This is a genomic window from Marivirga aurantiaca, assembly GCF_016679925.1.
Classification (GTDB): Bacteria; Bacteroidota; Bacteroidia; order Cytophagales; family Cyclobacteriaceae; genus Marivirga; species Marivirga aurantiaca.
The window spans coordinates 800,693-820,043 of the sequence record NZ_JAEQBW010000001.1; the positions used below are offsets into that span (position 1 = coordinate 800,693).

The window sequence follows — 19,351 nt, forward strand, 5'->3', positions numbered from 1 at the left end:
GATTGATTTAGCTTCCACTTCAGTTATACAAAGCTTTAATTCAACTAGTTCAATTTTTAATCTTCTAAAAAACTTTAATATGTTCTATCACGCAAAAGAATTACAATTTAATGCCCGGGTTTCCAAGCCGGACCCCAAATTTGCCCGCTTATTATTGGAACAATTTGGTGGAGGAAATGGAGAATTAAAAGCCGCTATGCAATATTTTGTCCAGGCTTTTTCCTGTAAAAATCCTTATCCGGACAAGTATGATATGCTCATGGATATTGCAACAGAGGAATTTAGCCACCTGGAAATTGTAGGTGCTACCATCCAGATGTTGTTAAACGGAGTGAACGGAGAGCTCAAAGATACATCAGAGAAGGAGGAAATTATGTCATTGTTGGACGGAAAAAGTAGCAGGGATGGCTATATTCATGAGGCAATGGTTAACCCTCAGTTTACTGTATTGTCAGGTGGAGGACCTACCCTCACAGACAGCAATGGAGTGCCTTGGACGGGAGCCTACGTAAATGCCAATGGAGATCCTTCAGTAGATATGAGGTCAAATATTGGAGCGGAGTCAAGGGCAAAAATTGTATATGAGTATTTGATGAAATTTACAGATGATCCTGATGTAAAGGAAACTTTGAAATTTCTGATGACACGCGAAGTGGCGCATATGCAAATGTTTGAGGCAGCTTTATCCGATATAGAAAATGATTTCCCGCCTGGTGTAAGGCAAGCAGATCCGCGATATAGCAATACCTACTTTGATATGTCTTCAGGCTTTAAGCATAAAGGACCATGGAATACTGGTAAATCTTCCCGGTTGGGAGAAGAATGGCAACATATAGAAGATCCATTGGATTATGTAATCAAAACAAATGGTTTAAAGGATGTGGAGCCTACTGGAACCCATATTGATGAGGATGCTAAAAAGGAAAGGGAGAAAAATATAAGCGAGAAAAAATCCAAAGAAATAAAGTCTTCCGTCCCTGATAAGGATATCCAATGGAGTAAGTATGACAGCAAAGTGCTATGATAAGTGAAGCAGAGCCAAACATTCAATTGCTTAAGGAAGAATTAAAGGGCAGTAGTATCGAAATTACTTTCTATACGGATCCGCTATGTTGCTGGAGCTGGGGGTTAAAACCTCAACTCCAGCAATTACTTAATACTTTTGGTGAGGATATGTCCCTTACCTACTGTATGTGTGGTATGATCAAGAATTGGGAATCATCAACTGATTTACTTCATTCCATTAATAAGCCGGCTCAAATGGGACCTATGTGGATGCAGGCAGCAACCAAAATGAATATGCCACTTAACTATATGATATGGGAAAATGATCCTCCTTCCTCTTCTTATCCAGCATGTTTGGCAGTGACGGCAACCCGTTTGCAATCTGAGACAATCGCAGAAAAGGTACTGTTGAAGCTTTGGGAATCAGTAATGGAGAAAGGATTGAACATTTCTAAGCCGGAGGTAATTTATACTCTAGTGGAAGAAATATCTGCTACAAATCCTCAATTATTTGATGTTGACCACTTCAAAAGAGATCTTCATGGTTTAGAAAGCCGGAAAATGCTTAAGGAAGATCTCAAAAAAGCTGCCTTGGATGGGGTTGATCGGTATCCCTCTTTAGTGATTAGAAATAATAAAAGTAAAAGAAGCGTAAAAGCAGTGGGTTACAGAACTTATAAAGAGCTATTGGATTTGCTTTCAGGGCTTTCATCGAGATTGGAATACTGAAGTTGATGTGTTACCTATTGGCTCCAAATTGTGGCACTTTGGTAACAATCAGGAGCTTTTCACATTTGTCCATAAAAATCAACCATTTATTCCCTGGCTTGGTGATGTTTTAAGGAGTTATCCATCAGTCTTTTACACCTAATTTGAACAAGTACTTAGCTGATGGAATTTTGTGCACTCATGGTATCATATTTGGGAGATTTCCTTTCTAACCAAAAGACAAGGCTATGAAAATTATAAGCAGAAAAACCCACGGATATCTTGACTATTCAATTGGAATATTGTTAATAGCAGCCCCCTGGATTTTTAACTTCGAAAACACAGGAAGTGCAAGTACTATACCTATTGTATTGGGAGTAGGTACTGTTATTTACAGCTTAATTACCAATTATGAGTTGGGTGCCGTGAAAGCTATAGAAATGAAAACACATTTATTTATTGATTTTCTGGCAGGCGCCTTCTTAGCTGTATCTCCCTGGTTGTTTAATTTTGCAGATATAGTGTTCTGGCCGCATGTGGTTTTCGGTTTGGGCGAAATGATAGTGGCTTTAATGACTGATGCAAGTCCACGGAAGCAGTTCGAAGGTAATAAGCGTAGTTATTAAATTCAATTTGCCTTTCTGACGATTATAGAGTGCTCAAAAATAAGTGCTGAAATTCCGGAAGAAAAACAAATAGAATATAACCACAACTGCCTATAATTACGTAAATACATTACATAATGTACATTTTTTAACCTAAAAAAAAGAACCATGACAGCAAAAAACAAATCATCCGAAGAAATGAAAAATTCACAATTTCACGAACTTTTTGTTCATGAATTAAAGGATATATACTGGGCTGAAAATCATCTTGCCAAAGAATTAAAAAAGATGAGTAAATCTGCTACATCTGAAAAATTATCCAATGCAATTGAAAAACATCAGGAGGAAACTGAAAACCAGATAAAAAGGCTGGAAAAGGTTTTTGAGATAATTGATGTAAAAGCTTCAGGTAAAAAATGTGATGCTATGGAGGGGCTTCTTGAAGAAGCTCAGGAAATCCTTAAAAGTACCAAAGAAGATACAATGGTACGGGATGCGGGAATCATTATTGCCTGCCAAAAAGTAGAGCACTATGAAATAGCATCCTATGGATCACTTGTTCATTTGGCTAAGCAAATGGGATCTGATGAATGCGCAAAAATTTTATCGGAAACTCTGGAAGAAGAAAAGAAAACAGATGCCTTGCTCACTGAAATAGCTGAATCAGAAGTAAATGAAATGGCTGTTAAAGAGTAAACCAGTCTTGAGAATCTAATCAATAATGAAGAAGGGGGCAGTTGCCCTCTTTTTTTTAGCCTTACTGGTGGTGTTGCAATGGTATTAAGTTAAGACAATTTTCCTCCTCCCATCAGCTTGACCAATCGGGAGAGAAGGATGAAAGGTTGAGGGTTGAATAAAAGCTTAACTTAATAGCATTGAGTGGTGTTGAATTGAGGGATAAAAAAATACCAGAAATCTCACACATACGAATCCATTACTAAAATAGTTCGCATGTAGAAAAAATAGATTCCTGGTATATCTTTTTATAGTCTAATCAGTCTAAAAATGAATTCTAAACAATCAATCTGATCCTTCTACTTTTACAATCTTATTGTAAATTCCCATAATTAAGAGAGGTGCTGCCCATTGACCCACGAACAATGCGGTATTTTTCTGTTTCATTAGTTTTAATGCCAATGAAGCACCCATTGCTGATACAGCAGTCCATAAATATACATCTGATGGTATTTTGGCAGTTTGGCTTTCAATTTCTTTTGCTACTTGGCCTTCTTTAAAATCTTTGTTCATGGCGATAGTTTTTTTAGTTAAAAGTTTATTTAATTACATGGTTCTTTTTCGTATGCGAAATCATACTCCTGATTACAATCAGATACCCAAAATTAGAGGAGTTTCAGTGCGATCTCATTACATAATAATTGTTATAGTTTACATCATTTTCAATAGTCAAAAAGTTAGTGCTTTTATAGTAGCTTAGGTTCTCCTGCGAATTTAGTGGACAATTACATTTAGATACATGAGATAAAAAATATATCAAGAATTTTTTGTCTGTTCTTGCTTCTGTCACTGATACTTTAAAGAATCTTTCCCTTCTTTTTGCTTAATCAAAAAGAAGCAACGCCAAAGGCATCCCTAAAATGAATAAGGCCGATCCTTCTAATCATAGTCAATAATACCGTTAAATTTTAATGGTAGAACCGTAGCTTATAGCAGCATAAGGTCATGAGTCTAATGATTTTACCACAAAAAAGCCGTCACTTCCTTGTTGTTGATAAAGCGGGAGGAAAATGTAGGCATCCCATTCGGAATAAATAGGTTTGTTGTCAGATGTGGCCAAAAGCTCTCCTGTCTTTATAGGTTGGAAATTTTTGAAACCCGGTTCCATTTTAAATATTTCACCCGGGGCAATATTATACCGATAGAAAACCTCATAATTCCCCTTTTTAACATGTGATGATTGTTCCAGTAGTTGCCGTGAATGCTCCACGAATTCATTATCAGGATTAAGTAATAAGCCAGCTTTGGCAAGTGCCAACCATATCACTGCTACATGATGATCAATGGATTTTTCATCGGTATGTTGGCCGGCCTCCAATGTAAAACCTACATGACCCATTAAACTTAAATAATGATCAAAATGTCCCGGAATGAATTGTTCTATTCCCCTGGCTACCGGAAGGGGAAAGGTTTTGGCGAAAGAGAAACTTTTTTCCTGTTTATTGACACTTATATAGGGTGTGGTTTGAGAAGAAGTAGTATGCAAATCCATAAAAAACAGAGGATCATAAATAGGATCTCTTTTCAGACTATTTATTATTTGCAATAGCTCTCTGAACTCCGCCTCTTCTGCAAAATCTGGTGGATGGCCTTTTTCTAACTTTTCTGCCCTTTCAGGTGTGCATATCCTGTTCAGATCCTGATCAATTAACCTAACGCCCTTTTTTAAGGCCTGTAAGTTGCCGGACACACCCATTATCCGGCCTTTCATTTGAATGTTATTCATCTCAAGTTGATTAAAAACACGTATTAATGCTGCTATTCCACTTGGTTCGTTTCCATGGACACCGGCACTTACTAATAAGGCCGGTCCCGGACTTGTATGCACCAAAGGATATTCCCCTATTAATCTTTTAAATTCTGTGGGCTTTAAGGATGCTGAATGGATGAGGTGTTGCATGTTAAAATGTGTTATAGGGATTTTAAAGAAGAAAGATATTTTAAAAGCAATGTATTATTAGATGACTCTCTTTAACTCATATTATTAAGTCATTTTTCAGGAAGCCACTAATTCATATTCCCAATGGGTTTTCTCTTCATTGATGAATATATTTTGTACATAATCAGTAGGCTCCAGTTCATATTCGTGAAGATGAATAGCGTAGCCTGCGGTATTTATCAAGCAGATGATATCATCTATAGCCGGTTTTTTGGGAAGATTAATTTTACGTTTGATGAACAGATTTGGCTTTAAATCAGCAGAATCAATGAGGTAAGCTTTATATGGTTCTTCTTCCGGTGTTTCTTCCTGGCTTACATATAACGGATCAAGAAGATAGTCAATTTTAAGCTTGCCTAACTGTTCCGGCTTCATATCTAACCTTATGATTAAATCATTGTCGTGATTTACCTCTATTTCTGAAATTCGTACCAGGCTTATGCCTGTCTGGTCCAACAAGGCACGGCCGGGTTGCATCATGAACTGAAGTCCCCTGGATCTGATCGCCTGAAACATTAGTTCATGTATGGAAAAGGGTTGCATGAGCAGCTTCTCAAGAAAAAATTCTTTGGGGAATTTATAGAAATAAGGAAATATGTGTTCATCTTTCAATGATGACTCTGGATTATATTGAGTATTTTTTTCCTCAAAATCAAGTCCGGAATAAGTGAGAGAAGAAGTGTTTTTAAGGGCTTTATTAAATTCTCCCCACTCTTTCGGATCTTTCAAATAATTGATGGGAATTGAGCCTCCAATATCTATGTAATCTGTTTTTATTCCTTTCCTGGCCAGGATATCCACTAATACAAGAGTCTGCCTTAAGGCTTCCGCTTTTCTTAATACACAATATTTTTCTATATGAAAATGAAAGCCTTCAAAAACCAAATGACTCCATTTACTAGCTATTTGATCAGTAAGTAATTCAATGGCCTCACCGGGGGGCAGTCCTGATTCTGTTGCTATAGGCGAACCTTCAAAGATAAACCCTCCCAGGCGGAAACCAACATGGGCTTTTTTATTCAATTTGATACATATCGACTGAAGTAGGTCTCCATCTTCTCTATGATCTAAAATTACTCTTATGTTATTTCTTGCTGCATAATGGAGTAATTCTCTGGATTTGTATTTACCGGAGACCACTATTTGATCAGCATCCATATTTTCATTCAGGCATTCCTGAATTTCATCTATAGAGGAGGCAGCTGTTCCAATACCGTGCCTGGCTGCCAATTGAATAAATTTTATACAATTGTATGAACTTTTAGGAAAGAGGATTCTATTCCTGAGTTTGTATTTATTGAAAATTTTAGTGAAAGCGGAATGGTTCTTTAAAAAAGTATTGGAATGGTGCACATTTAAAGGAGAACCATAGCTGTCCATCAATTCCTTTATTTCTTTTTTATTATTCAGAAAAATACTAATCCACTGATCAATGATCGGCCTTAACACTGGATTGTTTTCTTTTAGAGACATATTAATAGGTTCTGTTTTAGTTTTGTTTTTACAGCCTTAAGGTTCAAGAAATGTCCGATGATTTAAATAAGGCAGTTGTATTTAGTAAAGCAATTTCAAATTGAGGACGTGTATGGAAATATATTTCCTCATAAGAAATCCTTTGATTCCTTTTCTGAAATGTATCAACTAATTACCTACAAAGGTAATAATTGACGGAGTTGGAATCTTACATAGTTATTTTGAAAGCTTATATGATTTTGTAGTCGCTTTGAAATGAATAATTGATAAAAGTGGAATATTTTCCTAGTCAGAAGGATCTGTTAACGGGTGTTTTGGGAAAAATGATAGTGAATTTAGAGCCAACTTCAGGTCTTCCCTCTGCAAAAATGCTTCCTCTATGGTTGTGGAGGATTTTTTTACAAATGGCCAATCCTATTCCTGTTCCGCTATATTTTTTTCTATCATGCAAGCGTTGGAAAAGAATGAAAATGACATCTGCGTATTGCTGTTCAAACCCAATTCCATTGTCTTCAAATGTTATTTTCACCAATTCAGTTTCATTATAGTGGGGGAATTTCAATAATTCATCAAATGTTAATTTTTCGTTGCTTATTTTAATAACAGGCCTAATGTTGTGTTTAGAATATTTCAAGGCATTGCTTATCAGGTTTACAAATAATTGTTGAAACTGAAAAGATATAATGGTTACAGAAGGTAATTCATCATAATTGATAATAGCCTGCTTTTCCTGAATATCACTATTAAGCTCGTGAAGTGCACTTTTTAATATTTTATTTAAATTACTGAATTCAAAATTATCGCTATCCTTGGATGCCCTTGAAAAGCTTAAGAGATCAATCACCAATTTTTGCATTCTGTTGGCGGCTATTCTAATTCTGGAGAGATAGTCAACTATCAGGGGTGATGCATTTAAATCATCCGAATCCCTTATTCTTGAAATAAAGGTATGGATTTTCCTCAACGGTTCTTGCAGATCATGACTGGCTATATGGTTAAACGATTCTAACTCTTCATTACTTTTGGATAGTTCTTCATTTTTTTCTTCTAACCGTTTAGTGATCAAAACTTCTTCCGTAATATCTTTAAAGGCTACGATTAATATTTTACTATTGTCTTCATTAAATATTTTTTTGTTTACTGAGAGGTATTTTACATTTCCATTATTATCAATAATTCTGATACGATTGATGTGAAAATTGTTCATAACATTTTCTAGGCCCATTTTCTCAATAAAATCAGCACGATCATCAATATGGATAAACTCTACAAATTTTGATTCAGAAGGTGGAAAGTTTTCTGGTTTAAAGCCCAGCATTTTATAGAGGTTATCAGAAAATTTAAATTCTTTTTTTTCAAAGTCGTAAGAGTAACTTCCCACCATAGCAATGGACTCTGCATACTTGAAAATGTTATTTCGCATTTTAAGATCTGAGTTTAACCTATTCAATTTTTTATTGGTTTCGATTTCATATGTAAGATCTTTATTGGCTCCAACAACCAATTTGTTGCCGTTATTATCATTTAATAATCGGGCCACAAACCTAAGGCATTTTTCCTTTCCGTCAGGAGTAATAATGGTTAAATCAATAGCAGGGGTATGGCCTTCTGATTTTAATTTTTTTAGAGCTGAAAGAAAATTGGGACGATCGTTGACAGATATTATATCCAGGTATTTCTTTAAACTTGGCTTAAAACTATATGGCTCAAAACCTAAAAGCCTGAATAAGTTAGTGGAAAAGGTAATTTTATTGCTTCCGGGCCGATAATGCCAATGGCCTGAACGCGAGATTTGTTCGGCCTGTTCATAAATCATTTGGTTAACCTTCAAAGTGTAAAGAGTCTTCCTTGCTTTTTTAAGATAATAATAGAGCGCTATAAAACCTATTACGAATATAAAAAGTGAAAATAAAACAGTTGTTAGAAGCAGGAGGGGGTTAATTCTATATTTTTTATCCCTCAGACTTTCCTTCTCATTTAATGCAAGAGTTTCTTCAATGATAATTTCTTCAATTAAATCTTCCACATCTTCAACCAGTTTGGCAGAACTAGTGAGGGCACTTTTGTAGATCCCTTGATTTCTTTTGCTATCTAAATATATATGCTGATCAAGGAAGTTAATACGCTGATTGATAACCTTCTGTATAGTGTCAATCTTTGCTTGAACTATATAATCATCTGTTGTAAGAAGCTTTATTTTTTCAATTTGTGGTTGGATATTTAATTTTTGCTCAAAGTAATCTTCAATTATTTCTTTTTCATTGGTGACAATAATCGCCTTATAGGAGGCTTCTGTCTTAATAATGGCATTCAATAATTTTTGCAGAAGTGTCTGAATTTCGTGGGACTTGATAATACGTTTCTGACTCTCAGAATAGGACCTGAACTGTCTGTAGTTTTCGCTGGAAATACCCAATAAGAGAAATATGGCAATAGTGAGTGATACTTTTAACAGGTTCTCTGGAAATCTTAATTGAGTCATATGAATTTATTTATTAATATGCCGTTTGGGAAAAGCCTCATACTATCTTTTCTACAGATTGGAAGATGATACCTGGATGTGTGGTTTCTCTCCAAATGTCCAAAAAGGCTAACAAAACGCACTTTCCTAAACGACATAGCAATATACCATACTCTTACACACTCAATAAAAAGCTCTCTTTATTAAAACTGGTATTTAAATATTGCCAATTGGTACAGATTACTTTTTTCAAAACATCTTTAAGGTCATTAAAGTCGTTAGGTTTATTAATGTAAATATTGGCACCCCTTACAAAAGATTCTTCAATGTCTTTTTCTGAGGAGGATGTAGAATATACCGCAACAGAAATTGATTGAAGTTTAGGGTGTGCCCGTATCTCTGTGAGATAATCAAGACCATTTTTGCCAGGCATATTTAGATCTAAAAATATGACATCAGGCAAGGGCGATTCAGACAATAGCAAGTAGTCCATTAATTCTTTTCCATTTTCTACCATTTTAAGGGAGGTTCTTAAGGGCAAAGCATCAATGGCATCTTCAAAAAATAAGCGATCATCCTCATCATCGTCAGCTAGTAAGATTTTAATAGGGTGGTTGTTCATAAAAAAGTTGTTAGTTTAGTTAGAAAAATTAGTTGTTATCTTTTTGCTTTAATTGCTTTCTTTTTTCAAGTACTCGTTGAAAAGCTGAGGGGGTTAGCCCTATCTTTTTTTTGAATTGATTAGAAAGGTGTGCTACGCTGCTATAATTTAATTTATAGGCAATTTCTGTCAAGGAAAGATCCTCCTTGGTCAACAGCACTTTTGCCATTTCTATTTTCTGTAGAATAATAAAATTTTCTATGGTAGATAAGGTTTCCTCTGTGAAAACATTAGAAAGATACCCATAACTTAGGTTAAGTTTCTCAGATAAATGAATTGAGGTTTTATTGACCAAATCTCCTTCATCCAAATAAATCATTTCAACGATGGCATTTTTGATTTTTTGCACCAACAACTTCTTTTTGTCTTCCACTAAGTTAATACCGTAGTAGTCCAATTCGCTTTTAAGTTTTTCTATTCGATCCTGAGACAGGTCTTCAAATACTTTTACTTCCGAAACTCCTGTATATTCATAGTCTATCCCAAGTTTATCAAGTTTTTCCTGAATAATCTTTTTACAAGTGTAATGTATATCATATTTAAATATAAGGTCCATTTCAAATATTCAAGTTTAGGCTTTATCTTTTAAGGTATATGTTATTCAACCGTTTGAATAAAAATTAAAAATTTATCATTTTATTTGTAGTGAAATGGATAATTTTCACATTTATATTTGATTTTGTTTAACATTTTAATGATAATTTTATCTAAAGAAATCTATAGTTAGTCGAAAATATATTCTAAAGTAGGTAAATATAACTTAATAATACAGGTTATATACAAAAAAAATATGGATATACAAAAACAGTGTAATTCCTAATCCGCTAAAGTATTTAATAGTTCAACAAAATATTTTTTTATCAGCCTCTAACGTTCATGGTGCAATTTTAGTTTCTAATTCGGGGGATGGGAACTTGTGTTTCCATTAGTCCATAGTTGTTGGAGTAGCGCTAGAATAACAAATCTTGTAAAATTATAATTCACAGGGAGTGATTGAGAAATAGAATAGGTAAGTTATATAAAATATGCAAAAAAACATGTAACTACATTTTAGTAGATGTTAGATAATTTTAAGGGATTTTTGGTATTTATTTATTGAATATTTTACTGAATGTGGGTAAAAGTCCTATTACTTGTTTCACTTAATTAAGTTTCATGTCAAGAATATTATATCCATTAGCCCTGATACTATTAATTTTTTGGGCCATTGGTCTATTTATATATAGTTTGGGAGTAATCATCCATTTATTGTTAGTTTTAGCAGTCATTTTCATCATTATTAAAGTTATGAGAAGAAACAGGCATAGCTGACAGATGATTTAGCACAAGAAATAGTAGGCCCACTGTATCTGCATTTATGTTCATTGCGTAGAGGTATATTATTTTAGTTTCTATAGTAGATGTTGAAGAATTTGTAAGCAATTGTAAAACTAGTAGAGCAAGGAGTTAATTGTTTAACTTTTACAATGATATGAACAGCATTTGTTTGATCTATAGAATAAATAATAAAAGCGCTAAATAATGAAATTTAAAAAAGTTAAAGATTTCGGTATAATTTTTAAAAAAGCAGCAGCAAGTTGGTGGCAACGTGATCCTTTCAGACAAGGCGCAGTTATTGCCTATTATACCATTTTTGCCTTACCCGGTTTACTGGTTGTAGCCATCTCAATTGCTGGTTATTTTTTTGGCAACGAGGTGGTAAGTGGTGAATTGCACCAGCAGATAAGTAATACCATAGACACTAATACTGCAGACTCAGTACAAAGATTGTTGGAACGTTCGATGGAAACAGAAGACTCCAGTTGGGCTACTATTCTTGGTTTTGCGACTATACTGATTGGCGCTACTACTGTATTTGCACAATTTCAGAAATCACTGAATGAAATTTGGGAAGTAGAACCTGAAGCACAAAAAGCGGGAATCTGGCCTTTGATAAAAACACGTTTATTTTCTTTTGGCCTTATCATTACCATTGGTTTTTTATTACTTATTTCCTTAATACTCTCTTCTTTTTTATCTGCCTTTGGATCATGGATTCGGGAAAACTGGAGTGATCATCTTTTGACAGTTATAGAGCTTGCCCATTTTGCTTTCTCCTTAGGTATAATAACCCTATTGTTCGCGTTGATGATGAAAGCATTACCGGATGCTAAGATAAGATGGCGTACAGTATGGATTGGAGCATTTATGACGGCTTTATTATTTGTTGTGGGTGAATTTGCATTAGGTCTCTACTTTGGAAATACTGACCCAGGGTCTGGCTATGGGCCTGCAGGATCGGTGATTTTATTATTATTGTGGACTTCCTATTCTTCTATGATTGTCTTTTTAGGTGCGGAATTTACCAAAGCCTATTCAGACCATCATTACGGCAAATCAGTGCCTGATGAACATGCCAAAGAGAAATCAAAATAGCTGCCAATTGAGCTGATGAAACCCGGCAAGCTTACAATCAATTTGATTAGTTCTTCTTTATCTTTTATCCTGTAAACCAAGGAATATTTATTTCATCAAAGCTAAAACTACTCCTGCGGATAAGGTAACCTTTGATTCATTTTTGAGGTATAAAATACTTAGGTACATAACTAAAATCAAACCCCTTATGGAAATTTTAAGAAAAGAAATGTTGGAGGATTTGAAGGCTGAACATACAGCCCCCTGTATTTCACTTTATCTTCCTACTCATAAAACCTCACCCGGAAGGCTTAAGGATCCTATTAATTACAAAAACCTTTTAAAGCAACTTGAACAATCTCTTAGACAAAAATATTCTGTTGATGAAACAAAGTCTTTTCTGAAACCATTTGAAGAATTAGCTGATAATGAGGATTTCTGGATACATACCACTGAAGGACTTGCAGTATTCAGCTCCCCTGATTTCTTTAAAACCATTGTATTACAAATGCCGATAAAGGAACAATTAATAGTTTCGGATAGTTTTTTTACGAAGCCATTGCGCAATTATTTGCAGACGAAAGACAGATTTCAGGTGCTGGCCATTAACCTGTTTGAGATCAGGCTATTTGAGGGAAATCGCCACTCCTTATCCGAAGTAGCACTTCACCCGAGTGTCGCTAAAGATATGGAAGAAGCACTGCTTGATGATGAATTGGAAGATAGAAACAAGCGGTTGACTGTTGCCAGCTATGGAGGTGTAGGCATAGGTAGCGTTGCCATGCGGCATGGTCACGGACATAAAAAAGATAAGTCCGAAAAATACATAGAAAGATTCTTTCGTGTAGTATCAGAGGATATTGAGCTGTATCACTCAAAACCCACAGGCTTACCTTTACTTCTGGCAGCTTTACCGGAGCATCATCATCTTTTTAGAGAAGTGAATAAAAACCCTTTGCTAATGAAAGAGAAAATTGAAATTGATCCTTTTGGCGTTCCGGTAGAAAAATTATCAGAAATGGCATGGAAAGTGATTGAGCCAAATTATCTTTCAACAATAGAAAACTTAATGGCTGAGTTTGAAGAAGCCAATGGAAAGGGAGCGGGGAGTATCAATCTGGAAGAAATAGGAAAAGCAATGGCATTGGGCCAGATCCATAAATTATTGGTAGCCAATGATACCACTATTGGTGGAAAAGTGGAAGATAAAACTACCGGGACTTTAAAAACCGGAGACATAGAAGACCCTGAAGTGGGAGACCTGACAGATGAGATTGCTGAGATAGTAATGGACAAGGGGGGAGAGGTTATTGTAATTCCTAAAGAGAAGATGCCTAATCAAGCAGGTTTAGCTGCTATTTATAGATACAAATTATAGAGCAACAAGGATATATCCTTCATATTACAACCGCAGAGAATCTGCGGTTTTTTATAAAAAGTTAATGTTGGCATCGAAGGCATGACATGTACTCTCTCATGCATCACAGTTCCATCGTAACCTACAATGCCTCCATGTCCTGTGACTCACAGGACATTTGCAAAACCTCGGTTGGTGCGAGTGCAATGTCATTAAATTTAAGACAACCTTCCTTCTCTCTTTGGAGAAGGATCAATACTATTAAGTTAAGACAATCTTCCTTCTCTCTTTGGGGAAGGATGCAAGGAAGGGGTTTTAATTAAAGCTTAACTTAATAGCTTTGGGAGAAGGATAAAAGGTTGAGGTTTTAGTTGAAAGCTTAACTTAACGAAATTGGGTGGGAGCGTTTCGCACCCATACTTAACTCTTACTCAATATAAACCTCCAATAATTCACAGCCCTCAGACTCAATTACTACCTGTTTATTCCTGGCAGGAATCAACACCGTTTCGCCTTTCTGAATATTTTCAAAATTACCATTTATCCCGATTTTGCAGGAGCCACTCACACACATGAAAATAATAAAGGAGTCTAACTGGTTATAGTCCTTATTCAGTTTTCCCTTTACTGGCAAGAAGTTAGTGGTGAAGTAGGGACAACATGCCAAAGAGGAAGATTCATTTTGTTTCTTTTGATAATGAAGTTTAAAATCATCTTTTTTCTCAAAATTGATAGCATCCAGTGCTAATTCTGTATGAAGTTCCCGTCCATGGCCATCTTTATCCTTTCTCCCCCAGTCGTAGATGCGATAGGTAATATCTGAAGTTTGTTGTATTTCCGCTAATAGTACTCCGGCACCAATGGCGTGCACTTTGCCAGTATTGATAAAAAAACTATTACCCTTGCTTACCTCTTCTGTATTAAGCAAATCAGTTATTTTATTAGCTTTTAAATGTTTTAAATACTCGTCTTTAGTAGTGGTTTCTTTAAAGCCGATAAAGATATTCGCTCCTTCATCTGCTTGCATAATATACCACATTTCGGTTTTCCCGGAGGTGTTATGTCTTTTTCTAGCCAGATCATCATTGGGATGTAACTGTACTGATAATGGCTTTTTTGCGTCAATAAATTTAATCAGAAGCGGGAAGTGGTCACCAAAAGCCGCATAAATTTTTTGTCCCAGCAGCTGATCTTTGTAGGTTGACAAAAGCTCATTGATTGATTTTCCTGCTAAACTGCCATTAGCCACTTTTGAAACATGATCAGGCAAGTCTGACAGTTCCCAGCTTTCGCCAATAAATTCTTTATCCGAATGTTTATTAAGAATAGTAGTGAGTTTATTTCCACCCCAAATTTTTTCTACTAAAATGGGAATGAATTTTAAAGGATAATCAAGCATTGTACCTTGGTTCTTGTAATATATACGTGGCGAAATTAAGTTATTACATTTAAACTAAATGCACTTAACACAATTTTTCTTTAACGGAGATTTTTTATTCAAGGAGAACTTTTTTTGAAGAAATTCCGTAACTTAGCATGTATATTCACAGAATTGTTAAGCTTTAGAAAAATATCGGCTCTTTTACTCGCCTTTTTGGTGATGTTCAGCTCAACGAGTTATTCGTTGAATATGCATTTCTGTATGGGAGAGTTGGATAGTATTGCCCTATTTGATTCCGTTAAAGGTTGTGGGATGGAGCATCAAAAGCCGGACTGCCATAAGAAACAGGCTACTCATCAACTGGATTCTAAATCCTGCTGTGAAGACCAATCAATTGAAGTAGATGCACAGGATGAAGTACTACAAACAACTACTATTTCAGTTAGTGAATTCCAGTTAGTAGCTGTAGCTTATATTGTAGTTCCTGAACTTTTCCTTCAGGCTTCTGCACAATACATTCCATTTCAGGATTATACCCCACCACTGATTAAGCGCGATATCCCCGTGCTTATTCAGTCCTTTTTACTATAATTTTCATTCAATTTCACTACTGAAGTTATCCCTCATGAGAGGGCAGCTTAGACAATATTATTGTCTTTTTTCAAATCAATAGTTCAGAAAATTGAATGCAAAATGCTCAATTCCATTATTAAGTTTTTTCTTGAAAACAAACTAGTTACCGTTCTTTTATTGCTGCTAATAGTAGTATGGGGAATAGTAACAGCTCCTTTTAACTGGGAAACCAGCTTTCTACCGCGAGACCCGGTGCCTGTAGATGCTATTCCGGATATTGGAGAAAACCAACAAATTGTCTTTACCGAATGGATGGGTCGTTCTCCACAGGATGTAGAGGATCAAATTACCTATCCACTCACTACGGCACTTTTAGGTATGCCCGGAGTAAAGAGCGTGAGGAGCAGCTCTGCTTTCGGCTTTTCAAGTATTTATATCATTTTTGATGAAGATGTCGAATTCTACTGGAGTCGTTCTCGTGTTTTAGAGAAATTGAGTTCATTATCTTCAGGGCTGTTACCTGATGGAGTACAGCCTAAATTAGGGCCGGATGCCACAGCTTTAGGTCAAGTGTTTTGGTATACTCTGGAAGGTAGAGATAAAGATGGCAAGCCCGCAGGCGGTTGGGATTTGCATGAATTGCGTACCCTACAGGATTACTATGTTCGCTATGGTCTCACCAGTGTGGAAGGCGTGGCAGAAGTAGCTTCCGTAGGTGGCTATGTGAAAGAATACCAGGTAGATATTGATCCTGTAGCCCTGAAAGCCAATAATGTATCCTTGATGGAGGTGATGCAGGCTGTCAGAAATAGTAATATTGATGTAGGGGCCAATACCATTGAAGTGAATAAGGTAGACTACTTTGTAAGAGGCTTAGGCTATGTAAAAGATATTAGTGATTTAGAAGAGGCGGTAGTAAAAGTAGAGGATAATGTGCCATTGCGGATTAAAGATATTGCCATGGTTAACATTGGCCCGCAAGTGAGGAATATGGCAGGAATCCTGGATAAATCAGGTGCCGAGGCCGTTGGGGGAGTGGTTATTGCGCGATACGGAGAGAACCCATTAAAGGTAATTAACCAGGTAAAAGAAGAAATTGAGAAGATTGCCGTGGGCTTGCCTTCCAAAACCTTAAAAGATGGCAGAGTTTCAAAAGTGACTATTGTTCCTTTTTATGACAGAACGGGGCTGATCTATGAAACCCTTGGTACTTTATATGAAGCCATTAGTTTACAAATACTAATTACCATTATAGTCATTATTGTAATGGTTTATAATTTACGAGCCTCCATTTTAATTTCCTCCTTATTGCCTTTGGCTGTGCTCATGTGTTTTATTTTCATGAAATACTTTGGGGTAGATGCCAATATTGTGGCACTTTCGGGTATTGCCATAGCTATAGGAACCATGGTGGATTTGGGCATTATACTCAATGAAAATATTTTGAGGCATTTTGATGAGGCTCCTGAAGGTCAAACTTCCCTTACAACTATTTATAATGCCACTACCGAAGTAGCAACTGCTATTTTAACAGCGGTAAGTACCACTATTGTGAGCTTTTTACCGGTATTTACCTTACAGGCGGCAGAAGGAAAGCTTTTTGGGCCATTGGCTTACACCAAATCCTTTGCTTTAATAGCAGCCCTTATTTTCACTTTGATCATCATGCCTGCTTTTGCACATATTGTCTTTTCAGGAAACAAGAAAAAGAAAGCTAAGTCTGGTGTTTACTGGAATTATCTTATGTTAGTTGCCGGCCCTGTCATTGCATTTACTGTTTGGCATTGGGCAGGATGGCTGCTTTTTGGCTTTGCCATCATTAACTTATTAATTGCTCATTTCCCGGAGAAATTCAGTCCACATAAAAACCTGATGAAAGTTTCATTAACAGTGGCCTTTGTTGCCTGGTTGCTGACAGTGGAGTGGGTTCCATTAGGTGTATCCAATAGTTTATTTGTCAATTTTATTTTCATAGCAGTTATTTTAGGAATTGTATTGGGCAGTTTCGCCCTATTCCTTCGATACTATTCTAAAATCCTGTTGTGGTGCCTGGATCATAAAGCCGTATTTTTGATAACCCCCGTTGTAATCATACTGATTGGAGCCAATGTATGGTTAGGTTTCGATAAGGTTTTTGGTTTTGTTCCTAAAGTGACGGATAAATTAGGCTGGGATATCCGTACAAGCTCGGGCTGGTCGGGTATGGTACACACTTTTCCTGGTTTGGGAGAAGAATTTATGCCTTCTCTGGATGAAGGTTCATTTCTGCTTATGCCTACTTCCATGCCGCATTCAGGTGTTGAAGCCAATAAGGATTATTTACAGAAATTGGATATGCTGGTTACTGCAATACCGGAGGTAGACATTGTAGTAGGAAAAGCTGGCAGGGCGGAAACAGCCATTGATCCGGCACCTATGTCCATGTTCGAAAATACCATCAGCTATAAATCTGAATATGTGACTGACATAAACGGTACTAAGCTTCAGTTTAAAGTGAATGAGGATGGGCAGTTTGAGTTGAAGGATGGTAAGGTGTATGATCCCGCAACTATGTCTCCTGAAAAAATTGATACAGATTTACTGATACCTGATTCGGGAGGAGAATATTTCAGGCAGTGGCGATCACATATCAAAACCCCTGATGATATCTGGGATGAGATAGTAAAGGTGGCCAACATTCCCGGCTTAACATCTTCACCTAAGCTTCAGCCAATAGAAACCAGGCTGGTAATGTTGCAGACAGGCATGCGTGCTCCTATGGGAGTGAAGGTTTATGGCCCTGATTTAAAGACCATTGAAGATTTTGGTCTAAAATTGGAGCAGTATATGAAAGAAGTACCTTCTGTTAAAAAGCAAGCTGTTTTTGCTGATAGAATAGTAGGAAAACCTTATCTGGAAATTGATATTGACCGCAAAGCCATTGCTCGCTATGGGTTAAATGTGGGAGATGTCCAGGATTATATTGAAACAGCTATTGGCGGCATGCAATTAGGCACTACTGTGGAAGGAAGGGAGCGTTTTCCTATTCGGGTTAGATATGCACGGGAGTGGAGAGATGATCCCTCGAGTATAGAAAGAATGGAAGTACCCACCCCTCTGGGTAATTATATTCCGTTGGGCCAGCTGGCAAAAATTGAATATCGTCCCGGACCAGAAATGATCAGAGGAGAGAATACTTTTTTAGTGGGCTATGTCCTTTTGGATAAAATGCCGGGTTTTGCGGAAGTAACTGTTGTAGAGGATGTTCAACGATATTTAAAAGAAAAGATCGATTCCGGGGAATTGGTGGTTCCTTCAGGTGTGAGATATGAGTTTTCCGGTAGCTATGAAAATCAGATTCGTGCCGAAAAGCGTTTGGCCATAGTAGTGCCTTTATGTCTTATCGTGATTTTCCTGATCCTCTATTTTCAGTTCCGAGCGGTTTCCACCACCTTATTTGTTTTCTCAGGAATAGCAATGGCATTTGCCGGAGGATTTATGATGCTCTGGTTCTATGATCAGGATTGGTTCTTTAATTTTTCAGTTTTCGGCACCAATATGCGGGAATTATTCCAAATGGGAACCTATAACCTTAGTGTAGCAGTATGGGTTGGTTTTATTGCTTTGTTCGGTATAGCTACTGATGATGGCGTAGTGATTGCCACTTACCTAAAACAAAGCTTTGAGCGGAATACACCTGAAAATGTAAAGGAAGTAAGGATGGCCGTGCTGGAGGCTGGTAAAAAGAGGGTACTCCCTTGTTTAATGACTACAGCAACTACTTTATTGGCTTTGTTGCCGATTCTCACTTCTTCAGGCAGAGGGTCTGATATTATGATACCGATGGCAATACCTGCTTTTGGTGGAATGACCATCCAGTTGATTACGCTTTTCCTGGTTCCTGTGCTTTATAGCTGGTGGGCCGAGAGGAGAGTGGGGAAGAAAGAAGACAGTTTGGAGTAAGAAGATTGAAGCCGGAAGTCCGAAGTTTGTAGTCGGAAGATAGAAGTCAGGAGTAAGAAGTCAGAAGATGGAAGCTTCGTAGACGGAAGACCGAAGTTGAGAGTTAGAAGAGTTAAT

The 19,351-nt window shown here is 36.7% G+C and carries 16 protein-coding genes; 9 read left to right on the forward strand and 7 right to left on the reverse strand.

Translation table 11 applies throughout. The annotated features are described in order from the left end of the window. The first annotated feature begins 79 nt into the window (after positions 1 to 79). From JKA74_RS03445 to JKA74_RS03460, 4 genes are all read left to right on the forward strand, one after another. The gene (locus tag JKA74_RS03445; RefSeq protein ID WP_201429756.1) at positions 80 to 1,024 is read left to right on the forward strand and encodes a manganese catalase family protein; all 945 of its coding nucleotides are present in this window, start codon (positions 80 to 82) and stop codon (positions 1,022 to 1,024) included. Then, the gene (locus JKA74_RS03450) at positions 1,021 to 1,734 is read left to right on the forward strand and encodes a DsbA family oxidoreductase (protein ID WP_201429757.1); all 714 of its coding nucleotides are present in this window, start codon (positions 1,021 to 1,023) and stop codon (positions 1,732 to 1,734) included. Before JKA74_RS03445 ends, JKA74_RS03450 begins: the two co-directional genes overlap by 4 nt. 227 nt (positions 1,735 to 1,961) lie before the next feature. Further along, complete coding sequence (locus tag JKA74_RS03455) at positions 1,962 to 2,339, forward strand: SPW repeat domain-containing protein (RefSeq protein ID WP_201429758.1); 378 nt, start codon at positions 1,962 to 1,964, stop codon at positions 2,337 to 2,339. 147 nt (positions 2,340 to 2,486) lie between these two features. Further along, positions 2,487 to 3,014 (forward strand): YciE/YciF ferroxidase family protein, encoded by a 528-nt coding sequence (locus tag JKA74_RS03460; protein ID WP_236587484.1) that lies wholly within the window; start codon positions 2,487 to 2,489, stop codon positions 3,012 to 3,014. 324 nt (positions 3,015 to 3,338) lie between these two features. Here JKA74_RS03460 and JKA74_RS03465 read toward each other — a convergent pair whose 3' ends face one another. The 6 genes from JKA74_RS03465 to JKA74_RS03490 form a co-directional block, all read right to left on the reverse strand. Then, positions 3,339 to 3,566: a hypothetical protein gene (locus JKA74_RS03465; RefSeq protein WP_201429759.1), complete on the reverse strand. Its 228-nt coding sequence runs from the start codon at positions 3,564 to 3,566 to the stop codon at positions 3,339 to 3,341. Positions 3,567 to 3,996: 430 nt separating this feature from the next. Then, positions 3,997 to 4,953, reverse strand: a complete 957-nt coding sequence (locus JKA74_RS03470; RefSeq protein WP_201429760.1) for a succinylglutamate desuccinylase/aspartoacylase domain-containing protein — start codon at positions 4,951 to 4,953, stop codon at positions 3,997 to 3,999. A gap of 96 nt (positions 4,954 to 5,049) precedes the next feature. After that, on the reverse strand, positions 5,050 to 6,465 hold the full coding sequence (locus tag JKA74_RS03475) for a type III PLP-dependent enzyme domain-containing protein (protein WP_201429761.1): 1,416 nt from the start codon (positions 6,463 to 6,465) through the stop codon (positions 5,050 to 5,052). A gap of 289 nt (positions 6,466 to 6,754) precedes the next feature. Continuing rightward, positions 6,755 to 8,947 (reverse strand): ATP-binding protein, encoded by a 2,193-nt coding sequence (locus JKA74_RS03480; protein WP_201429762.1) that lies wholly within the window; start codon positions 8,945 to 8,947, stop codon positions 6,755 to 6,757. A 154-nt stretch (positions 8,948 to 9,101) separates the two neighbouring features. Then, positions 9,102 to 9,548: a response regulator gene (locus tag JKA74_RS03485; RefSeq protein WP_201429763.1), complete on the reverse strand. Its 447-nt coding sequence runs from the start codon at positions 9,546 to 9,548 to the stop codon at positions 9,102 to 9,104. Positions 9,549 to 9,576: 28 nt separating this feature from the next. Beyond that, positions 9,577 to 10,143 (reverse strand): helix-turn-helix domain-containing protein, encoded by a 567-nt coding sequence (locus JKA74_RS03490; protein WP_201429764.1) that lies wholly within the window; start codon positions 10,141 to 10,143, stop codon positions 9,577 to 9,579. A gap of 599 nt (positions 10,144 to 10,742) precedes the next feature. Here JKA74_RS03490 and JKA74_RS03495 point away from each other — a divergent pair. The 3 genes from JKA74_RS03495 to JKA74_RS03505 all read left to right on the forward strand — a co-directional run bounded on the left by JKA74_RS03495 (position 10,743) and on the right by JKA74_RS03505 (position 13,359). Next, positions 10,743 to 10,898 carry a lmo0937 family membrane protein gene (locus tag JKA74_RS03495; RefSeq protein ID WP_201429765.1) on the forward strand — a complete coding sequence of 52 codons (156 nt, stop codon included), beginning with the start codon at positions 10,743 to 10,745 and terminating at the stop codon, positions 10,896 to 10,898. 210 nt (positions 10,899 to 11,108) lie between these two features. Beyond that, complete coding sequence (locus JKA74_RS03500; protein WP_201429766.1) at positions 11,109 to 12,002, forward strand: YihY/virulence factor BrkB family protein; 894 nt, start codon at positions 11,109 to 11,111, stop codon at positions 12,000 to 12,002. Between the two features lie 187 nt (positions 12,003 to 12,189). Next, on the forward strand, positions 12,190 to 13,359 hold the full coding sequence (locus JKA74_RS03505; protein ID WP_201429767.1) for a baeRF3 domain-containing protein: 1,170 nt from the start codon (positions 12,190 to 12,192) through the stop codon (positions 13,357 to 13,359). A gap of 406 nt (positions 13,360 to 13,765) precedes the next feature. On the opposite strand, the gene JKA74_RS03510 is transcribed toward JKA74_RS03505, so the two are convergent. Then, the gene (locus JKA74_RS03510) at positions 13,766 to 14,737 is read right to left on the reverse strand and encodes a type I phosphomannose isomerase catalytic subunit (protein WP_201429768.1); all 972 of its coding nucleotides are present in this window, start codon (positions 14,735 to 14,737) and stop codon (positions 13,766 to 13,768) included. A 153-nt stretch (positions 14,738 to 14,890) separates the two neighbouring features. On the opposite strand from JKA74_RS03510, the gene JKA74_RS03515 reads away from it, so the two are divergent. Together JKA74_RS03515 and JKA74_RS03520 are read left to right on the forward strand one after the other, a co-directional pair. After that, positions 14,891 to 15,310, forward strand: coding sequence for an HYC_CC_PP family protein (locus JKA74_RS03515; RefSeq protein WP_407659037.1), 420 nt, complete (start codon positions 14,891 to 14,893; stop codon positions 15,308 to 15,310). A gap of 102 nt (positions 15,311 to 15,412) precedes the next feature. Next, complete coding sequence (locus JKA74_RS03520; RefSeq protein ID WP_201429770.1) at positions 15,413 to 19,234, forward strand: efflux RND transporter permease subunit; 3,822 nt, start codon at positions 15,413 to 15,415, stop codon at positions 19,232 to 19,234. Positions 19,235 to 19,351: the final 117 nt, after the last annotated feature.